This window comes from Citrobacter sp. TBCS-14 (assembly GCF_005280805.1).
GTDB lineage: Bacteria > Pseudomonadota > Gammaproteobacteria > Enterobacterales > Enterobacteriaceae > Citrobacter > Citrobacter gillenii.
In genome coordinates, this window is record NZ_SZWM01000185.1 from 293510 (window position 1) to 309845 (window position 16336).

Genomic DNA, 16336 nt, shown 5'->3' on the forward strand with positions numbered 1-16336 from the left:
TGGCGCTACGCTTATCAGGCCTACCGAAGCGTTCTGTTCCGCCATCCGGCACCAAACACTGCCTGATGTGCTGCGCTTATCAGGCCTACCAACGCGCTCTATCCCGTAGGCCGGATAAGGGATTTATCCCGCATCCGGCACCCACTTACGATGCCGCGATAAACAGCTCGCGCAGCTGGTGCAGCTGATCGCGGATTTGAGCAGCTTCTTCAAACTCCAGGTTCTGCGCGTGCTTCATCATCTGCCCTTCCAGTTCATGGATTTTCTGCTGCAGCGCCTTCGGCGTCATATCCAATTCAACCACCTCGGACTTCGCGCCGGAACGCGACTTGCCTCGGCCCTTGGCTTTGGTCTTGGCAATATTTTGCCCCAGCGCCAGAATGTCGACCACCTTCTTGTTCAGCCCCTGCGGCGTAATACCGTGCTCTTCGTTGTACTGATGCTGCTTCTCACGACGCCGTTCGGTTTCGCCGATCGCCTTTGCCATTGAGGCCGTAATTTTATCGCCGTAGAGGATCGCTTTACCGTTGATGTTACGTGCCGCACGCCCGATAGTCTGGATCAGCGATCGCTCAGAACGCAGGAACCCTTCTTTGTCGGCGTCCAGAATCGCCACCAGAGAGACCTCAGGCATGTCCAGACCTTCTCGTAACAGGTTGATACCCACCAGCACGTCAAACTCGCCCAGACGCAGGTCACGAATGATTTCCATACGTTCCACGGTGTCGATGTCCGAGTGCAGATAGCGCACCCGCTCGCCGTGCTCTTCGAGGTATTCCGTGAGGTCTTCCGCCATCCGCTTGGTTAGCGTCGTCACCAGTACACGTTCGTTGATCGCCGCGCGGATACGAATTTCAGACAGCAGGTCATCGACCTGTGTTGCCACCGGGCGCACTTCAATCACTGGATCCAGCAGGCCGGTCGGTCGTACTACCTGATCAACGACGTCATCGCCGGATTTCTCCAGCTCATAGTTGCCCGGCGTGGCGGAAACATAGATGGTTTGCGGGGCCAGCGCCTCAAACTCTTCAAACTTCAACGGGCGGTTATCCAGTGCTGACGGCAGACGAAAACCGTACTCGACCAGCGTCTCTTTTCGCGCCCGGTCGCCGCGATACATACCGCCGATTTGCGGAATAGTCACGTGGGATTCATCGACCACCAGCAGGCCATCGGCTGGCAGGTAGTCAAACAGCGTCGGCGGCGGCTCGCCAGGCCCGCGCCCGGAGAGATAGCGGGAATAGTTTTCAATGCCCGAGCAGTAGCCCAGCTCGTTCATCATCTCCAGATCGAACTGCGTACGCTGGCTTAAGCGCTGTTCTTCCAGCAACTTGTTGTTCGCCAGCAGGTTTTTACGCCGCTCGGCAAGCTCGACCTTAATGTCTTCCATCGCCTGCACAATGCGTTCGCGTGGCGTAACGTAGTGCGTTTTAGGGTAGACGGTAAAGCGTGGAATGCTGGATTCAACCTGCCCGGTCAGCGGGTCAAACAGTGACAAACGCTCCACTTCTTCATCAAACAGCTCCACGCGCAGCGCAATGTCGTCAGATTCTGCCGGGAAGATGTCTATCACTTCACCGCGCACACGGAACGTCCCGCGCTGAAATGCCTGATCGTTGCGGGTATATTGCAGCTCCGCCAGCCGCCGCAAAATGGCGCGCTGGTCGATGATCATCCCGACAGTCAGGTGCAGCATCATTTTCAAATACAGGTCCGGGTCGCCCAGACCATAGATCGCGGAAACCGAGGCCACCACAATGACATCCCGACGCTCCAGCAGCGCCTTGGTCGCCGACAGTCGCATTTGCTCGATGTGTTCGTTGACCGACGCATCTTTCTCGATGAACGTATCAGAACTCGGTACGTACGCTTCCGGCTGGTAATAGTCGTAGTAGGAGACAAAATACTCTACCGCGTTATCCGGGAAGAATTCTTTCATCTCGCCATAAAGCTGGGCCGCCAGCGTCTTGTTGGGTGCCAGCACCATGGTTGGCCGCTGGAGGTCCGCAATGACGTTGGCGATGGTGAACGTTTTCCCCGAACCCGTTACGCCCAGCAGCGTCTGATGCGCCAGACCATCCTCCAGCCCTTCTTCCAGGCGACGAATCGCCTCAGGCTGATCGCCAGAGGGTTTAAAAGCGGAATTCAGTTTGAACGGTTTACTCATGAGCAGCTACCTGAAGCAATGGGCGGGCAGGTGTCTAATTTTACTCGCAGCAGTAGATTTTGCCAGTAAAATATACTGGATGAAAAAACAGTAACACACCACAATATTTCTGTTACGCCCCCTTAACCCCCATCACGGCGGGCTAAAATTTCACCGCAGGCAAGATAAAACACCAGCAAAAATGTGTTATCCCCAGACCTATGACTTTTTTAACATTTGTCAAGCCAGGAGATGAAAGTTTTATGGCAACGGATGACACTTCCGCGACAGCCATTGCTTTTATCTAACAATCTGTATTTGAATAACTATTTTCTCAAGCCGTCTTTCGCAGCAATTTAGTCGCAGGCCGCGTCTTCTCTCGCTTACATAGTGTTTTCTAACTCTAATGCACAAGGTTATCCACAGGAATAGTGGATAACTGTCTCCAGCCCGTGCTGACTGCCGCCTGGCAGAAACGTATCGATGTCCTTTTTTGGTCGAATAAAAAAAAATTATCGCTAAATTTTGATATTTATCAGCTAACGAAGCGGGCTGGAGCAGTCGAGATCCTGCTCGCATTTTCATCATTTTTTTGCCTGCCCAGGGCGTTAACACGGCAGGCCACAGCAGCCTATCCGCACCAGAATGGCGCCTAAGGCAGCGTGCTCAAATCGATATAGTGTCCGGTCTCTGCCTGCTCCGGCGTCGCTGACAGCCACGGGATCTCGCCCAGCAGCGGTGCCGCAAGTGTGCGCCTCAGCGTCGCCATGTATTCAGCGTGACGCTTCCCTGGCGGGGTTACGTCATTGGCAACCCAGCCGACCAGCGTCAGCCCGGTCTGGCGTATCGCCTGCGCGGTCAGGAGGGCATGGTTGATACAGCCGAGCTTCACGCCCACCACCAGAATCACCGGCAATTGTTCCGTTTGCACCCAGTCGGCAAAGCTCAGCGTCGGCGAAAGCGGGGTCAACCATCCCCCGGCCCCTTCTACCAGCACCCAGTCAGCCTGTTTCTCCAGGGCGCGTAAACCGGCAGACATCACCGGGGCCTGAATCGGTCGCCCTTCATCGGCGCTGATAATATGCGGTGACGTGGGTTCGGCGAAGGTATACGGATTGATGGCCGCATAGTCCACTGCCAACGTACTGTTCCGCTGCAACGCCAGGGCATCGCTGTTACGCAGGCCGTCTGCCGTCATTTCACTGCCCGAGGCGACCGGCTTGTAGCCCACGGTCCGGTAGCCCAACTGTCCTGCCGCCTGTAACAATGCACAGCTGGCGATGGTTTTACCGACCTCGGTGTCCGTCCCGGTGACAAAATACGTTTTAGTCACGTTGAATCACTCCCCAAAAAAGATGGTACGTCAGCGGGTATTTCCCCTGCTGCTGGGGCCAGGCTAACTGTAACTGTTGCAGCTGTGAGCGGGTCAGCACGCGCTGTTCGCGACCTTCATGCAAATGCGTCGCGCCAATGCCTTTGAGCGAACGCATGGCGCTCAGCGCATCGTCAAACCACAGCGTGACGGCCTGCATCTGATACTCAACCTCCCAGCCGTGCAGCGCGTTTTCCAGCTGTTCGACGGGTAAAAAACGGTTGGCGTGCGCCCGGTTATCCACCGCCTGCCACGCCTGACGCAGTTCCGGCATCGAGCCATGCGCCAGGGTGCTGAAGGCCACCGTCCCGCCGGGGCGCACGACGCGGTAGAGTTCGCCTAATGCGTGGCGTAAATCACCGCACCATTGCACGGCCAGATTGCTCCAGGCCAGGTCAAACGTCGCGGTATCCTGCGGAATGGCCTCAATATCGGCCAGCAGATAATGGTGCGCCGCATCGTGCCGCTGGGCTTGCGCCAGCATAGGCGCAGACAAATCCAGGGCGCTGACCTCGCTCCCCTGCTCTCGCCAGTAGCGACTCATGCGACCTGGCCCGCAGCCGGCATCCAGCACGCGGGCATACTGCCGCCCCGCCAGCCGCGCCAGTAACGCATCGGCGCTTTGACGCTGTAATTCAGCGTGTTGTTCGTAGTGGGAGGCAGCGCGTCCGAACGCGGCGGCAATGGCCTGCTTATCAACCTGCGTCATGCAGCACCTCCAGCAAGCGGTCGATATCCTGAGCTTCATGCGCCTGAGTCAGCGTCAGTCGCAGTCTGGCAGTACCAGCCGGCACGGTAGGTGGCCGGATTGCCGTCACCCAGCAACCCCGATCGCGTAACGTCTGCGCCAGCTGCAACGCTTTTTGGTTATCGCCGACGATCAGTGGCTGAATGGCGCTGTCTGACTGTGCCAGCAGCAAATCAGGGTTCGTCATACCGGCACGAAAACGCTGGATAAGCATCGCCAGCTTTTCCCGGCGCTCGTCGCCTTCGCGACTGCGGATCACCGCCAGCGCGGCGCGCAACGCCTGAGCCTGTGCCGGGGGCATACTGGTGCTGTAAATCAGATGGCGAGCAAACTGCAGCAGATAATCGGCCACGCTGTCAGAGCAGAGAATGGCCGCCCCGCTGACGCCAAAGCCTTTGCCGAAGGTCACCACCAGCAGCTCGGGCTTGACCTGCTGCTGCCAGCACGAGCCGCGTCCTTCCTCACCGGTGACGCCAATACCGTGGGCATCATCCACCAGCAGCCACGCCTCATGGCGCTGCGCCTCGGCGTGGATTTGCGCCAGCGGCGCGCTGTCGCCGTCCATGCTGAATACACCTTCGGTGACCACCAGTTGTTGCCCCGGACAGGGAGCCGCCAGCAGACGAGCTAAATGCTGAGTGTCGTTATGGGTAAAGCGGCGCAGCATGGCCGGGCTCAGACTGGCGGCCTCCAGCAGCGAAGCGTGGCTGAGTCGGTCTGCAACAATGCGATCCTGTTTACCCATCAGCGCGGCAATCACCGCCTGATTGGCGGCAAACCCGGAGGTAAACAGCAGCGCGCGTGAATAGCCCAGCCATTGTGCCAGTTCGTCTTCCAGCGCCTGATGCGCTATGGAATAACCGCTGACATGCCCTGATCCGCCGCTGCCGACGCCAAATCGGTCGGCCCCTTGCTGCCACGCACAGACGATCTGCGGATGGTGGCTTAGCCCAAGGTAATCGTTACTGGAAAAATTCAGATATTGACGACCATCTGCCTGCAACCAACGCCCGACGCCCTGCGTCACCGCATGACGACGGCGCAGAGCATCGGCAGAACGACGCGCCGCAAGCGCATCGTCAATTTTTTGCTGCCAGGTCATACAGTTGCCGCGTTGTAGTAATCGTCAGTGTCTGGGGTGCGCAGAGCCTGTTCCAGACGCTGCTGCTGTTCGTTATCGCCCGCCAGCACCGCCGTTTGCTGGGGATTCAGGCCTAGCTTGCGGAACAGCAGCAGGTCTTTATCTTCGTTCGGGTTCGGCGTGGTCAGCAGTTTACAGCCGTAGAAAATCGAGTTAGCCCCGGCCATAAAGCACATGGCCTGGGTCTGTTCGTTCATTTGTTCGCGTCCTGCAGACAGACGGACATACGAGGTCGGCATCATGATGCGCGCCACGGCGATGGTGCGGATAAAATCAAACGCATCCACATCGTCATTATCCGCCAGCGGCGTGCCCTTCACCTTCACCAGCATATTGATGGGGACGCTTTCCGGCGGAGTGGGCAGGTTTGCCAGCTGCAGCAGCAACCCGGCGCGGTCAGTGACCGTTTCGCCTAAGCCGACAATGCCGCCAGAGCAGACTTTAATCCCGGCTTCACGCACTTTATCCAGCGTATCCAGGCGTTCCTGATATGAACGGGTAGTGATGATATTGCCGTAAAACTCCGGCGAGGTGTCGAGGTTGTGGTTGTAGTAGTCGAGACCCGCGCTGGCCAGACGCTGCGCCTGCGTTTCGTCCAGCGTACCCAGCGTCATACAGGCTTCCAGCCCCAGTTCTTTCACGCCCTGCACCATTTGTTCCAAGTAAGGCATATCGCGCTCGTGTGGATTCTTCCACGCAGCGCCCATGCAGAAACGCGTTGAACCGGCTTGTTTGGCCTTACGCGCAGAGTCCAGTACCTGCTCAACTTCCATTAAACGCTCGGTTTCCAGACCGGTTTTATAGCGGGAACTTTGTGGGCAATATTTGCAGTCTTCCGGACAAGCGCCGGTTTTTATCGACAACAACGTACTGACCTGTACCTGCTGCGGGTCAAAGTGCTGACGGTGGATCTGTTGCGCTTCAAACAGCAGATCCAGCAGTGGTTTTTCAAATAATTCGGTAACTTGCGACATTGTCCAGCGAGAAGAATGAGCCATATTGGTGTTCGTTTCATTTTGAGTTTCGTGTAGAATCGTAAACCTAAATCTTTTTAATTTGGTTTACAAGTCGATTATGACAACGGACGATCTTGCCTTTGACCAACGCCATATCTGGCACCCTTACACCTCGATGACCTCCCCGCTGCCGGTGTATCCGGTAGCGCGCGCTGAAGGTTGTGAACTGATTTTAGCCAGCGGCGAGAGACTGATTGACGGGATGTCGTCCTGGTGGGCGGCGATCCACGGTTACAATCACCCGCAGCTGAACGCCGCGATGAAAACGCAAATCGACGCCATGTCACACGTGATGTTTGGCGGTATTACCCATGCCCCGGCCATTGCACTGTGCCGCCAGCTGGTTGCCATGACGCCAGAACCACTGGAATGCGTTTTCCTCGCGGACTCAGGCTCCGTTGCCGTGGAAGTAGCGATGAAAATGGCGCTGCAGTACTGGCAGGCAAAAGGCGAATCTCGCCAGCGTTTCCTGACGTTCCGTAACGGGTATCACGGTGACACCTTCGGGGCGATGTCGGTCTGCGATCCTGACAACTCAATGCACAGTCTGTGGAAAGGGTATCTGCCGGAAAACCTGTTCGCCCCAGCCCCGCAAAGCCGGATGGGCGGCGAGTGGGATGAGCTGGATATGGTGCCCTTTGCCCGTCTGATGGCGGCCCATCGCCACGAGATTGCGGCAGTGATCCTGGAGCCTGTCGTTCAGGGTGCAGGCGGCATGCGCATGTACCATCCCGAGTGGTTAAAGCGCATCCGTAAGATGTGCGATCGCGAAGGTATTCTGCTGATTGCCGACGAAATCGCCACCGGCTTTGGCCGCACCGGTAAGCTATTTGCCTGTGAACACGCCGACATTACGCCGGATATTTTATGTCTCGGCAAAGCGTTAACCGGCGGGACGATGACCCTTTCTGCCACCCTGACCACTCGCCAGGTGGCGGAAACCATCAGTAACGGCGAAGCGGGCTGCTTTATGCACGGTCCGACGTTTATGGGCAATCCACTGGCCTGTGCCGTCGCCTCCGCCAGTTTGTCTCTGCTGGAGTCGGGCGAGTGGCGCTCACAGGTGGCTGCAATCGAAGCGCAACTGCGCCGCGAACTGGCACCGGCGGCGGATTCGGCGTATGTCGCCGACGTGCGCGTTCTCGGTGCCATCGGCGTGATAGAAACCACCCACCCGGTGAAGATGGCGGCGTTGCAGAAGTTCTTTGTCGATCAGGGCGTATGGGTCAGACCGTTTGGCAAGCTTATCTACCTGATGCCACCGTATATTATCCAGCCCGAACAACTGCGTCGTCTGACCCAAGCGGTGAACGACGCCGTGCACAATGCAACATTTTTTAGCGATTAATCGGCGGTAAACTGTGCGTTTTCTGGCTACACTTTTTGGCTAACGAGAGGAGTCGGCATGAAACTTATCAGTAACGATCTGCGCGACGGGGACAAACTCCCGCATCGCCACGTTTTAAACGGCATGGGGTATGACGGGGACAATATTTCCCCGCATCTAGCGTGGGACGATGTGCCCGCCGGGACCAAAAGTTTTGTCGTGACCTGTTACGATCCTGATGCACCAACCGGCTCCGGCTGGTGGCACTGGGTGGTGGTTAACCTGCCTGCAGATACCCGGGTTCTGCCGCAAGGGTTCGGCTCCGGATTGGTTGCGTTGCCGGAGGGCGTGCTGCAAACGCGCACGGACTTTGGTAAAGCTGGCTACGGCGGCGCGGCACCGCCAAAAGGGGAAACGCATCGCTATATCTTTACGGTTCACGCGCTGGATGTGGAGCGTCTTGATGTCGATGAGGGCGCCAGCGGCGCGATGGTCGGATTTAACGTCCATTTCCATTCGCTCGCCAGCGCGTCAATTACCGCGATGTTCAGTTAAGCGTAGTGCCGGATGTCGGCTTCGCCTCATCCGGCCTACCAGGCAGACCGTAGGCCTGATAAGACGCATCAGCGTCGCCATCAGGCAATTTGCTACAGAAATTCAGGCAACAATTTCAACAGCGTTCCTTGCGCTAACAGCTCGGTCGCACACTCGATATCCGGAGCGAAAAAACGGTCCTGGGTATAATGTGAAACCTGTTCGCGCAAGGCCTGACGCGCCTGTTCCAGCAGCGGGCTTGAGGTCAGTCCTTCACGTAAATCGATCCCCTGACAGGCCGCCAGCCACTCCACGGCTATCACACCGCGCGTATTTGCCGCCATCTCCCACAGTCGGCGACCAGCCGCAGGTGCCATGGAAACATGATCTTCCTGGTTGGCCGACGTGGGCAGGCTGTCTACGCTGTGCGGGTGTGCCAGCGCTTTGTTTTCACTGGCCAGCGCGGCGGCAGTGACCTGCGCAATCATAAAGCCAGAGTTAACCCCACCATTTTTGACCAGGAATGGCGGCAACTGCGACATGTGTTTATCCATCATCAGCGCAATACGCCGCTCTGATAGCGCACCAATTTCCGCGATCGCCAGCGCCAGATTATCCGCCGCCATCGCCACCGGCTCGGCATGGAAGTTACCGCCGGAAATCACATCCCCTTCTTCGGCAAACACCAGCGGGTTGTCCGACACAGCGTTGGCTTCAACTAACAGTACGTCCATCACCTGGCGCATTTGCGTCAGGCACGCGCCCATCACCTGCGGCTGACAGCGCAGGGAATACGGATCCTGCACTTTTTCACAGTTATGATGGGATTGCGACAGCGCACTGGCGTCGGTCAGCACATGACGATACAACATAGCGGCGTCAATCTGCCCGCGCTGTCCGCGCGCGGCATGAATGCGAGGGTCAAACGGACGACGTGAGCCCAGCACCGCTTCGGTCGTCAGCGCGCCGCACACCGTCGCGGAAGCAAACAGCTCCTGGGTTTCAATCAACCCACGCAGGGCAAAGGCGGTGGACGCCTGAGTCCCGTTCAGCAGCGCCAGCCCCTCTTTTGCCTCCAGCGTAATCGGCTCCAGTCCGGCTTTTTTCAATGCCTGCGTCGCCGGGAGCCATTCCCCCTGCCAGCGTGCTTTCCCCTCACCTAGCAAAGTCAGCGACATGTGCGCCAGCGGGGCCAGATCGCCCGATGCGCCGACAGAACCTTTCGCTGGGATCAGCGGGTAAACTTCGGCGTTCACCAGCGCAATTAACGCTTCAATCACGCTCAGGCGAATACCGGAGAAACCGCGCGCCAGGCTGTTGATTTTCAGCACCATGATCAGGCGCACCATGGCATCATCCAGCGCGTTGCCAACGCCAGCAGCATGTGAAAGCACCAGTGAGCGCTGAAGATTTTGCAGATCTTCCGTGGCGATACGGGTCTGGGCCAGCAGGCCAAATCCCGTATTGATGCCGTAGGCCGTTCGCCCTTCGGCAACAATATTATTCACGCAGGCCACGCTGGCGTTGATGGCATCAACCGCGCTGGGGTCCAGACTCAGTTGTACCGGCTGCTGCCAGATCTCCCGTAGCTGCGTAAAACTCAGGTGACCTGGTGTTAACGTAAGCTTAGTCATTTCAGTCTTTCCCCTGCGTCCCGGCAATCATCGGTAAATTCAATCCTTGTTCAACGGCACATTCCACCGCGATGTCATACCCGGCGTCTGCGTGACGCATGACGCCCGTAGCCGGATCGTTATGCAGAACCCGGGCAATACGCGCGGCGGCTTCATCGGTGCCGTCACACACAATCACCATCCCCGCATGTTGCGAGAAGCCCATGCCGACCCCGCCGCCGTGGTGCAGCGACACCCAGGTTGCCCCGCTGGCGGTATTGAGCAGCGCGTTAAGCAAAGGCCAGTCGGACACGGCGTCAGAACCGTCGCGCATGGCTTCGGTTTCACGGTTTGGGCTGGCAACAGAGCCAGAGTCCAGATGGTCACGTCCAATGACGATAGGCGCGGAGACTTCACCGCTGCGCACCATTTCGTTAAACGCCAGCCCCAGTTTTTGCCGCCACTCCAGACCCACCCAGCAGATACGGGCTGGCAAGCCCTGGAAGTTAATCCGCTCACGTGCCATATCCAGCCAGTGGTGCAGGTGTTTATCGTCGGCAACAATTTCTTTTACTTTGGCATCGGTCTTATAAATATCCTGCGGATCGCCGGAAAGCGCCACCCAGCGGAAGGGACCAATGCCGCGACAGAACAGTGGACGAATATAGGCGGGTACAAAGCCAGGGAAATCAAAGGCATTTTCCACGCCCATCTCTTTGGCCATCTGGCGAATGTTATTACCGTAATCAAACGTCGGCACACCCATTTTGCTAAAGTCCAGCATTGCCTGTACGTGTGTGGCCATGGAACGTTTCGCCGCCTGCACCGTACCCTGCGGATCGGATACCGCTTTTGCCTGGTACTCTTCCCAGCTCCAGCCGGACGGCAGATAACCGTGTAGCGGGTCATGAGCGCTGGTCTGATCGGTGACCATATCCGGACGCACACCACGCTTCACCAGTTCCGGAACAACGTCGGCCGCATTCGCGCATAGCGCAATAGAAACGGCTTTACCCTCACGGGTGTATTTGTCGATACGCGCCAGCGCGTCATCCAGCGTTGTGGCCTGCTCATCCACATAGCGGGTACGCAAACGGAAATCGATACGGCTTTGCTGACATTCAATGTTCAGCGAACACGCGCCCGCCAGCGTCGCGGCTAACGGCTGCGCCCCGCCCATACCGCCAAGACCAGCGGTCAGTACCCAGCGTCCACTCAGGCTACCCTGATAATGTTGACGTCCGGCTTCAACGAAGGTTTCATACGTCCCCTGCACAATGCCCTGACTGCCGATGTAAATCCAGCTCCCGGCGGTCATCTGGCCGTACATCGCCAACCCTTTCGCATCCAGTTCGTTGAAGTGTTCCCAGGTCGCCCAGTGCGGGACCAGGTTGGAGTTGGCAATCAGCACGCGTGGCGCATTGTCGTGGGTTTTGAAGACGCCGACTGGTTTACCCGACTGGACCAGCAGCGTTTCATCGGCCTCCAGTTTGGTCAGCGCCTTGACGATGGCGTCATAGCATTCCCAGTCACGCGCGGCGCGACCGATCCCGCCGTACACCACCAGCTCATGGGGATTTTCCGCCACATCAGGATCGAGATTGTTCATTAACATGCGCAGCGGCGCTTCGGTCAGCCAGCTTTTGGCCGTTAAGGTGGTGCCGCGTGGGGCACGAATATCCTGCTGACGATACTTGCTGTGAGACATAACGGAAACTCCTCAGACTGAATGTAGGCCGGATCAGGCGTATACGCCGCCATCCGGCACAGCGCCTGATGGCGACGCTAACGCGTCTAATCAGGCCTACGATGAACGGTCACATTGGTTAAAAGTATATACTTGTCTATACAATCAAACGCAAGATTATAGTTAACAAGTAATCTACATTTTCGTCATACTGCGGCAGCAATCACGATTTTCAGGACATGAAGCGCCCTTGCAGACGATAGCGGGAACCCGGAAAAAGCAAACGAGCATGAGAGACAATGGATGACGCGGACCAGGTCTTGCGACGGATCAGCAGGCAGGGATCGTGTTCTTTAATGTTCAGCAGCGCGCACTCTTCCGCGCTGGCGCGAACCGCTTCGACAATATGCTCGCCTTCGGTCAACGGGGCGATCAGCGACAGATAGGCGTGCGGCGTGGTCTGACTGTAATCCTGTGTCAGGTACTCCGGCACAATCTCCGCATTGACGCAGCGATCTTCAATTTGTACAGGTAGGGAGTTTTCAAAGTGCACCATGATCGAGTGATAAATAAAGGTACCTTCTTTAACGTTCAACGCCGTGGCCTGCTGCGCGTTCGCGCGTGTGCTTTCCAGCTTCAGCACCTCACACCGATGCTGATGCTGGCGGGCGATAATTTCATCGGCAATGCTGCGAATTTCAAACAACGCGGACTGACCTTTCGGCTCGGCGACAAACGTACCGACGCCCTGCAAACGCACCAGCAGCCCCTCGTCAGTAAGCTCACGCAGCGCCCGATTAATAGTCATACGGCTAAAACCATACTGCGCGACCAACTCCGCTTCCGACGGGATGCGATCGTGAGGTTGCCAGATACCGCTGGCAATCTTTTCACTGATCTCCTGTTTTACCTTTTCGTAAAAAGGTGCCGGGGCAGAACGGGAGTGGGATGGGAGCATGCGTTAGCCTTCCTTACGCTGAAAAATGAGAGTGGAAAAATGGCGGCGTAACGCTATTCGACACGTCAATGCCACCAGTGTGCGATTTGCCAGCCAAGACGCGCCGCAACGCGCGCCGCGTTGCCATCATCGTCAAAACGGGGATTAAATTCAACCATGTCTACCGCCTGCAGCTTACCGCAGCGGCACAGGGGCTCAATCAGCCTCAGCAGCGTCGACAACGGCACGCCCAGCGCGGCGGGTGCGGACACAGCGGGCATTTCCCAGACCGGTAGAACGTCGAGGTCGATGGTCAGATAGATGACGTCTACGCTGGAGATAAACTGCGCCATCTGTGCCTGCGCGTTTTGGCAGTGCAGATCCTCCACCACTGTAACCCCAAGCCGCTGCGCTTCATCCCACAGCGCCTGGGTGTTAGCCGCCCGGTTAACACCAAAGCAGGCGTAATGAAATTCGCGCTGCTGCACGTCGCAAAGCTGCGCCAACTGGCGAAACGGCGTTCCGGAGGTGGCCCGATCGGCATGGCGTAAGTCGAGGTGGGCATCGAGATTGACGATGCCCACGGTTAAGCGTGGGAACGCATCCAGCACACCTGCACCGTGGGCAAAGGCGGTTTCGTGCCCGCCCCCCAGCACGAAAGTGCGCATCTCAGCCTGCTGACAACGCTGTACCGCATGGCGTAACGCCTGCTGCGCCCCTTCGAGATCGGGGGCTTGCGCCACAATGTTGCCCAGATCCACTAGCCGGTCATGGCCTTGGTGGCTGGCTAAATTCGCCAGCGCTTTACGCAGTGCATCAGGTGCGCCAGCCGCCCCCGTGCGTCCCTGATTACGCTTTACGCCTTCATCGCAGGCGAATCCCAACAGCGCTATCTGTTCACGATAGTTTTCCGGGCTAAACGCTGCACTGAGCGTGATGGTCTGAAACAGCCGCAGCGCGTTGGGTGACTCAGCGCGATCATCGCGACCTTGCCAAAGCGCGGGAGATGCGGGATGCCAGTGACTCATGATGGTTGTCCTCGGAATACGCGTTGATACAGCGGGTTGCGGCCAGGTTCATACAGGATCTCAACCGGAAGGTGGGCGTCCCATACCACAAAGTCCGCCACGAACCCGGCCTTCAATTGCCCATGGGTCGCCTGACGACCAAGGGCTTGCGCCGCATGACGCGTGACGCCCGCCCACGCTTCTTCCGGCGTTAAGCCAAACTGCACGCAGGCCATGTTCATCGCCCAGTGCAAACTGATAAACGGACTGGTACCAGGGTTGAAATCCGTCGCCACCGCCATTGGCACGTTATATTGACGTAGCCACTCCACCGGCGGGCGCTGTTTCTCTTTAAGAAAATAAAAGGCCCCGGGTAGCAGGACCCCTACCGTGCCGCTGTGGCTCATCGCCGCCACGCCCGCTTCATCAAGATATTCAATATGATCGGCCGATAATCCGTGATAGCGACTCACCAACTGCGCGCCACCGAGCAACGACAGCTGTTCAACGTGGCCCTTAACCGGAATGCCCAACGCCTGAGCGGCCTGAAATACCCGTTCACTTTGCGCCAGGCTAAACCCAACGCTTTCACAAAACAGGTCGGCAGTCTCAAACAGTCCCTGTTCCCACAGCTGCGGCAAAATGGTCTCGCACACCAGCGTAATATAGCCGTCAGGATCGTCACGGTATTCTGCCGGTGTCGCGTGCGCGGCCAGCAGCGTGGGGCTGATTTCAAGGGTATTTTCCGCCGCCAGCGCAGAGACCACGCGCAAAATTTTCTCTTCTGTCGCCAAATCCAGACCATAGCCTGATTTCACTTCCAGCAACGTGACGCCTTCTTTTATCAGCCGTTCCATGCGCGCGCGCGCCACGGCAAGGAGCTGATCGTCAGATGCGCGGCGGGTCGCCGACACGGTGGCGTTTATGCCCCCACCCTGGGCGCTGATTTGCTGGTAAGACACACCATTCAGCCGCTGCTCCCACTCGCCTGCACGATTTCCGCCAAAAACCAGATGCGTGTGGCAATCAATCAAACCTGGCGTAACCAGCCGACCCTGCATATCAAAGGTATTGTCATGTGTACGGTATAACGAGGATTCAGGCACGATGGCGCGAATCTTGCCCTGTCGAATAATCAGCGCGTGACCGTCCACCAGCCCATACGGGGTATTACGTTCAGGATCCATGGTCGCCAGGCGGACGTTACGCCAGATGGCATCATCAGGGAAAAATTGCTGCATTCCACTCACCACTTGTCATAGGTTGTATAGACATTTATTGAGATCCTGCGGATGTTGTCAACCTGAAGGGCGATAATTGTTATTTAATTGTGATATCAGGACGTTCTGCATCCGACATTGCTGCTATAAAAAACAACTTTTTACCTTTTCGCCTTTCCGTTTCGCTCAACTTAGTATAAAAAAGCAGGCTTCAATGGATAAATTTCAAAGCCCGGAGCAACCTGTGAACATTTCATCAGTTTCCCGTCTGGCGCTGGTAATGGCTTTTGGCGTGACGCTGACCGCCTGTAGCGCAACCTCGCCCGATCAAATTCCTTCCGACCAGACCGCGCCAGGCACCTCCTCGCGCCCGATTCTGTCGGCAAATGAAGCCAGCAATTTTGTCGCGGCTCATTATTTTTCTGCACTGACGCCAAACACCGCGCCGTGGTCCCCTTCTGCGATTTCTCTGCCCGCACAGCCTGATTTTGTTGTCGGCCCGGCAGGGACTCAGGGCGTCACCCACACCACCATTCAGGCGGCGGTGGATGCAGCAATCATTAAACGCACCAACAAGCGTCAATATATTGCGATCATGCCGGGTGAATATCAGGGCACGGTTTATATCCCGGCAGCAACGGGCAGCCTGACGCTGTACGGCATGGGCGAAAAACCGCTTGATGTGAAAATTGGCCAAGCAATTGACGGAGAGATGAGCACCGCTGACTGGCGTCGTACGGTCAACCCAGGCGGTAAATATATGCCGGGTAAACCTGCGTGGTATATGTTTGATAATTGCCAGAGCAAGCGCGGTACCAACATTGGCGTACTGTGTTCTGCGGTCGTCTGGTCACAAAACAACGGTCTGCAGTTACAGAACCTGACCATCGAAAACAACCTCGGCGACAGCGTGGATGCAGGTAACCACCCGGCCGTTGCTCTGCGTACCGATGGCGATAAAGTACAGATCAACAACGTCAACATTCTGGGTCGTCAGAACACCTTCTTCGTAACCAACAGCGGTGTACAAAACCGTCTGGAAAACGATCGTCAACCGCGTACGCTGGTGACAAACAGCTACATTGAAGGCGATGTGGATATTGTTTCTGGTCGCGGCGCGGTGGTATTCGAAAACACCGATTTCCGCGTCGTCAATTCTCGCACCCAGCAGGAAGCCTACGTGTTCGCACCTGCCACGCTGTCGAACATTTATTACGGCTTCCTTGCCGTCAACAGCCGCTTTACGGCTGCCGGTGATGGCGTGGCGCAGTTAGGCCGCTCACTGGATGTCGATGCTAATACCAACGGTCAGGTGGTGATCCGCGACAGCGTGATCAACGAAGGCTTTAACATGGCGAAGCCATGGGGTGACAGCGTAATCGGTAAGCATCCGTTTACCGGCAACACCGGTGCGGAAGACGACAAAGGTGAAATCCAGCGTAACCTGAACGACACCAACTTTAACCGCATGTGGGAATACAACAACCGCGGTGTGGGTAGCAAAGTGGTTGCCGAGCCGAAGCAGTAAACGTCATTCTCTTATGTAGGCCCGGTATGCGCATGCGCCACCGGGCAATGTGCCGGATGG

The 16336-nt window shown here is 57.1% G+C and carries 14 protein-coding genes; 4 read left to right on the forward strand and 10 right to left on the reverse strand.

Annotated features, from left to right (window positions below; translation table 11 throughout):
- Positions 1-145 precede the first annotated feature (145 nt).
- A complete protein-coding gene (gene uvrB, locus FDX22_RS10070; RefSeq protein ID WP_115259005.1) occupies positions 146-2167 on the reverse strand; it encodes an excinuclease ABC subunit UvrB in 2022 nt (673 codons plus the stop codon).
- A 410-nt stretch (positions 2168-2577) separates the two neighbouring features.
- On the opposite strand from uvrB, the gene FDX22_RS10080 reads away from it, so the two are divergent.
- Positions 2578-2802: a hypothetical protein gene (locus FDX22_RS10080; RefSeq protein ID WP_146717135.1), complete on the forward strand. Its 225-nt coding sequence runs from the start codon at positions 2578-2580 to the stop codon at positions 2800-2802.
- Here the strand turns inward: FDX22_RS10080 and bioD are convergent.
- From bioD to bioB, 4 genes are read right to left on the reverse strand one after another with little or no spacing between them, the layout of a single operon-like run.
- Positions 2799-3479, reverse strand: coding sequence for a dethiobiotin synthase (bioD, locus tag FDX22_RS10085; protein ID WP_146717136.1), 681 nt, complete (start codon positions 3477-3479; stop codon positions 2799-2801). The two genes, FDX22_RS10080 and bioD, sit on opposite strands and share 4 nt — an antisense overlap.
- Entirely contained in the window at positions 3472-4227 is a 756-nt protein-coding gene (gene bioC / locus FDX22_RS10090) for a malonyl-ACP O-methyltransferase BioC (protein WP_146717137.1), read from the reverse strand. Before bioC ends, bioD begins: the two co-directional genes overlap by 8 nt.
- On the reverse strand, positions 4214-5368 hold the full coding sequence (bioF, locus tag FDX22_RS10095) for an 8-amino-7-oxononanoate synthase (RefSeq protein ID WP_146717138.1): 1155 nt from the start codon (positions 5366-5368) through the stop codon (positions 4214-4216). The genes bioC and bioF overlap by 14 nt, the downstream gene beginning before the upstream one ends.
- Entirely contained in the window at positions 5365-6405 is a 1041-nt protein-coding gene (gene bioB / locus FDX22_RS10100; protein WP_096757785.1) for a biotin synthase BioB, read from the reverse strand. The genes bioF and bioB overlap by 4 nt, the downstream gene beginning before the upstream one ends.
- A gap of 76 nt (positions 6406-6481) precedes the next feature.
- Between bioB and bioA the strand changes: the two genes are divergently transcribed.
- Both bioA and FDX22_RS10110 read left to right on the forward strand, forming a co-directional pair.
- Complete coding sequence (bioA, locus tag FDX22_RS10105; RefSeq protein WP_115259009.1) at positions 6482-7771, forward strand: adenosylmethionine--8-amino-7-oxononanoate transaminase; 1290 nt, start codon at positions 6482-6484, stop codon at positions 7769-7771.
- A gap of 57 nt (positions 7772-7828) precedes the next feature.
- A complete protein-coding gene (locus FDX22_RS10110; RefSeq protein ID WP_146717139.1) occupies positions 7829-8305 on the forward strand; it encodes a kinase inhibitor in 477 nt (158 codons plus the stop codon).
- Between the two features lie 92 nt (positions 8306-8397).
- On the opposite strand, the gene hutH is transcribed toward FDX22_RS10110, so the two are convergent.
- The 5 genes from hutH to hutI all read right to left on the reverse strand — a co-directional run bounded on the left by hutH (position 8398) and on the right by hutI (position 14769).
- A complete protein-coding gene (gene hutH, locus FDX22_RS10115; RefSeq protein WP_146717140.1) occupies positions 8398-9918 on the reverse strand; it encodes a histidine ammonia-lyase in 1521 nt (506 codons plus the stop codon).
- 1 nt (position 9919) lies between these two features.
- Positions 9920-11605 (reverse strand): urocanate hydratase, encoded by a 1686-nt coding sequence (gene hutU / locus FDX22_RS10120; protein WP_096757789.1) that lies wholly within the window; start codon positions 11603-11605, stop codon positions 9920-9922.
- A 211-nt stretch (positions 11606-11816) separates the two neighbouring features.
- Positions 11817-12542 carry a histidine utilization repressor gene (locus tag FDX22_RS10125; RefSeq protein ID WP_096757790.1) on the reverse strand — a complete coding sequence of 242 codons (726 nt, stop codon included), beginning with the start codon at positions 12540-12542 and terminating at the stop codon, positions 11817-11819.
- Positions 12543-12607: 65 nt separating this feature from the next.
- Positions 12608-13549, reverse strand: a complete 942-nt coding sequence (gene hutG, locus FDX22_RS10130) for a formimidoylglutamase (RefSeq protein ID WP_115259012.1) — start codon at positions 13547-13549, stop codon at positions 12608-12610.
- Positions 13546-14769, reverse strand: a complete 1224-nt coding sequence (gene hutI / locus FDX22_RS10135) for an imidazolonepropionase (RefSeq protein ID WP_146717141.1) — start codon at positions 14767-14769, stop codon at positions 13546-13548. Before hutI ends, hutG begins: the two co-directional genes overlap by 4 nt.
- Positions 14770-14992: 223 nt before the next feature.
- Here hutI and FDX22_RS10140 point away from each other — a divergent pair, with 223 nt between their 5' ends.
- Positions 14993-16276 (forward strand): putative acyl-CoA thioester hydrolase, encoded by a 1284-nt coding sequence (locus FDX22_RS10140; protein WP_115259975.1) that lies wholly within the window; start codon positions 14993-14995, stop codon positions 16274-16276.
- Positions 16277-16336 lie beyond the last annotated feature (60 nt).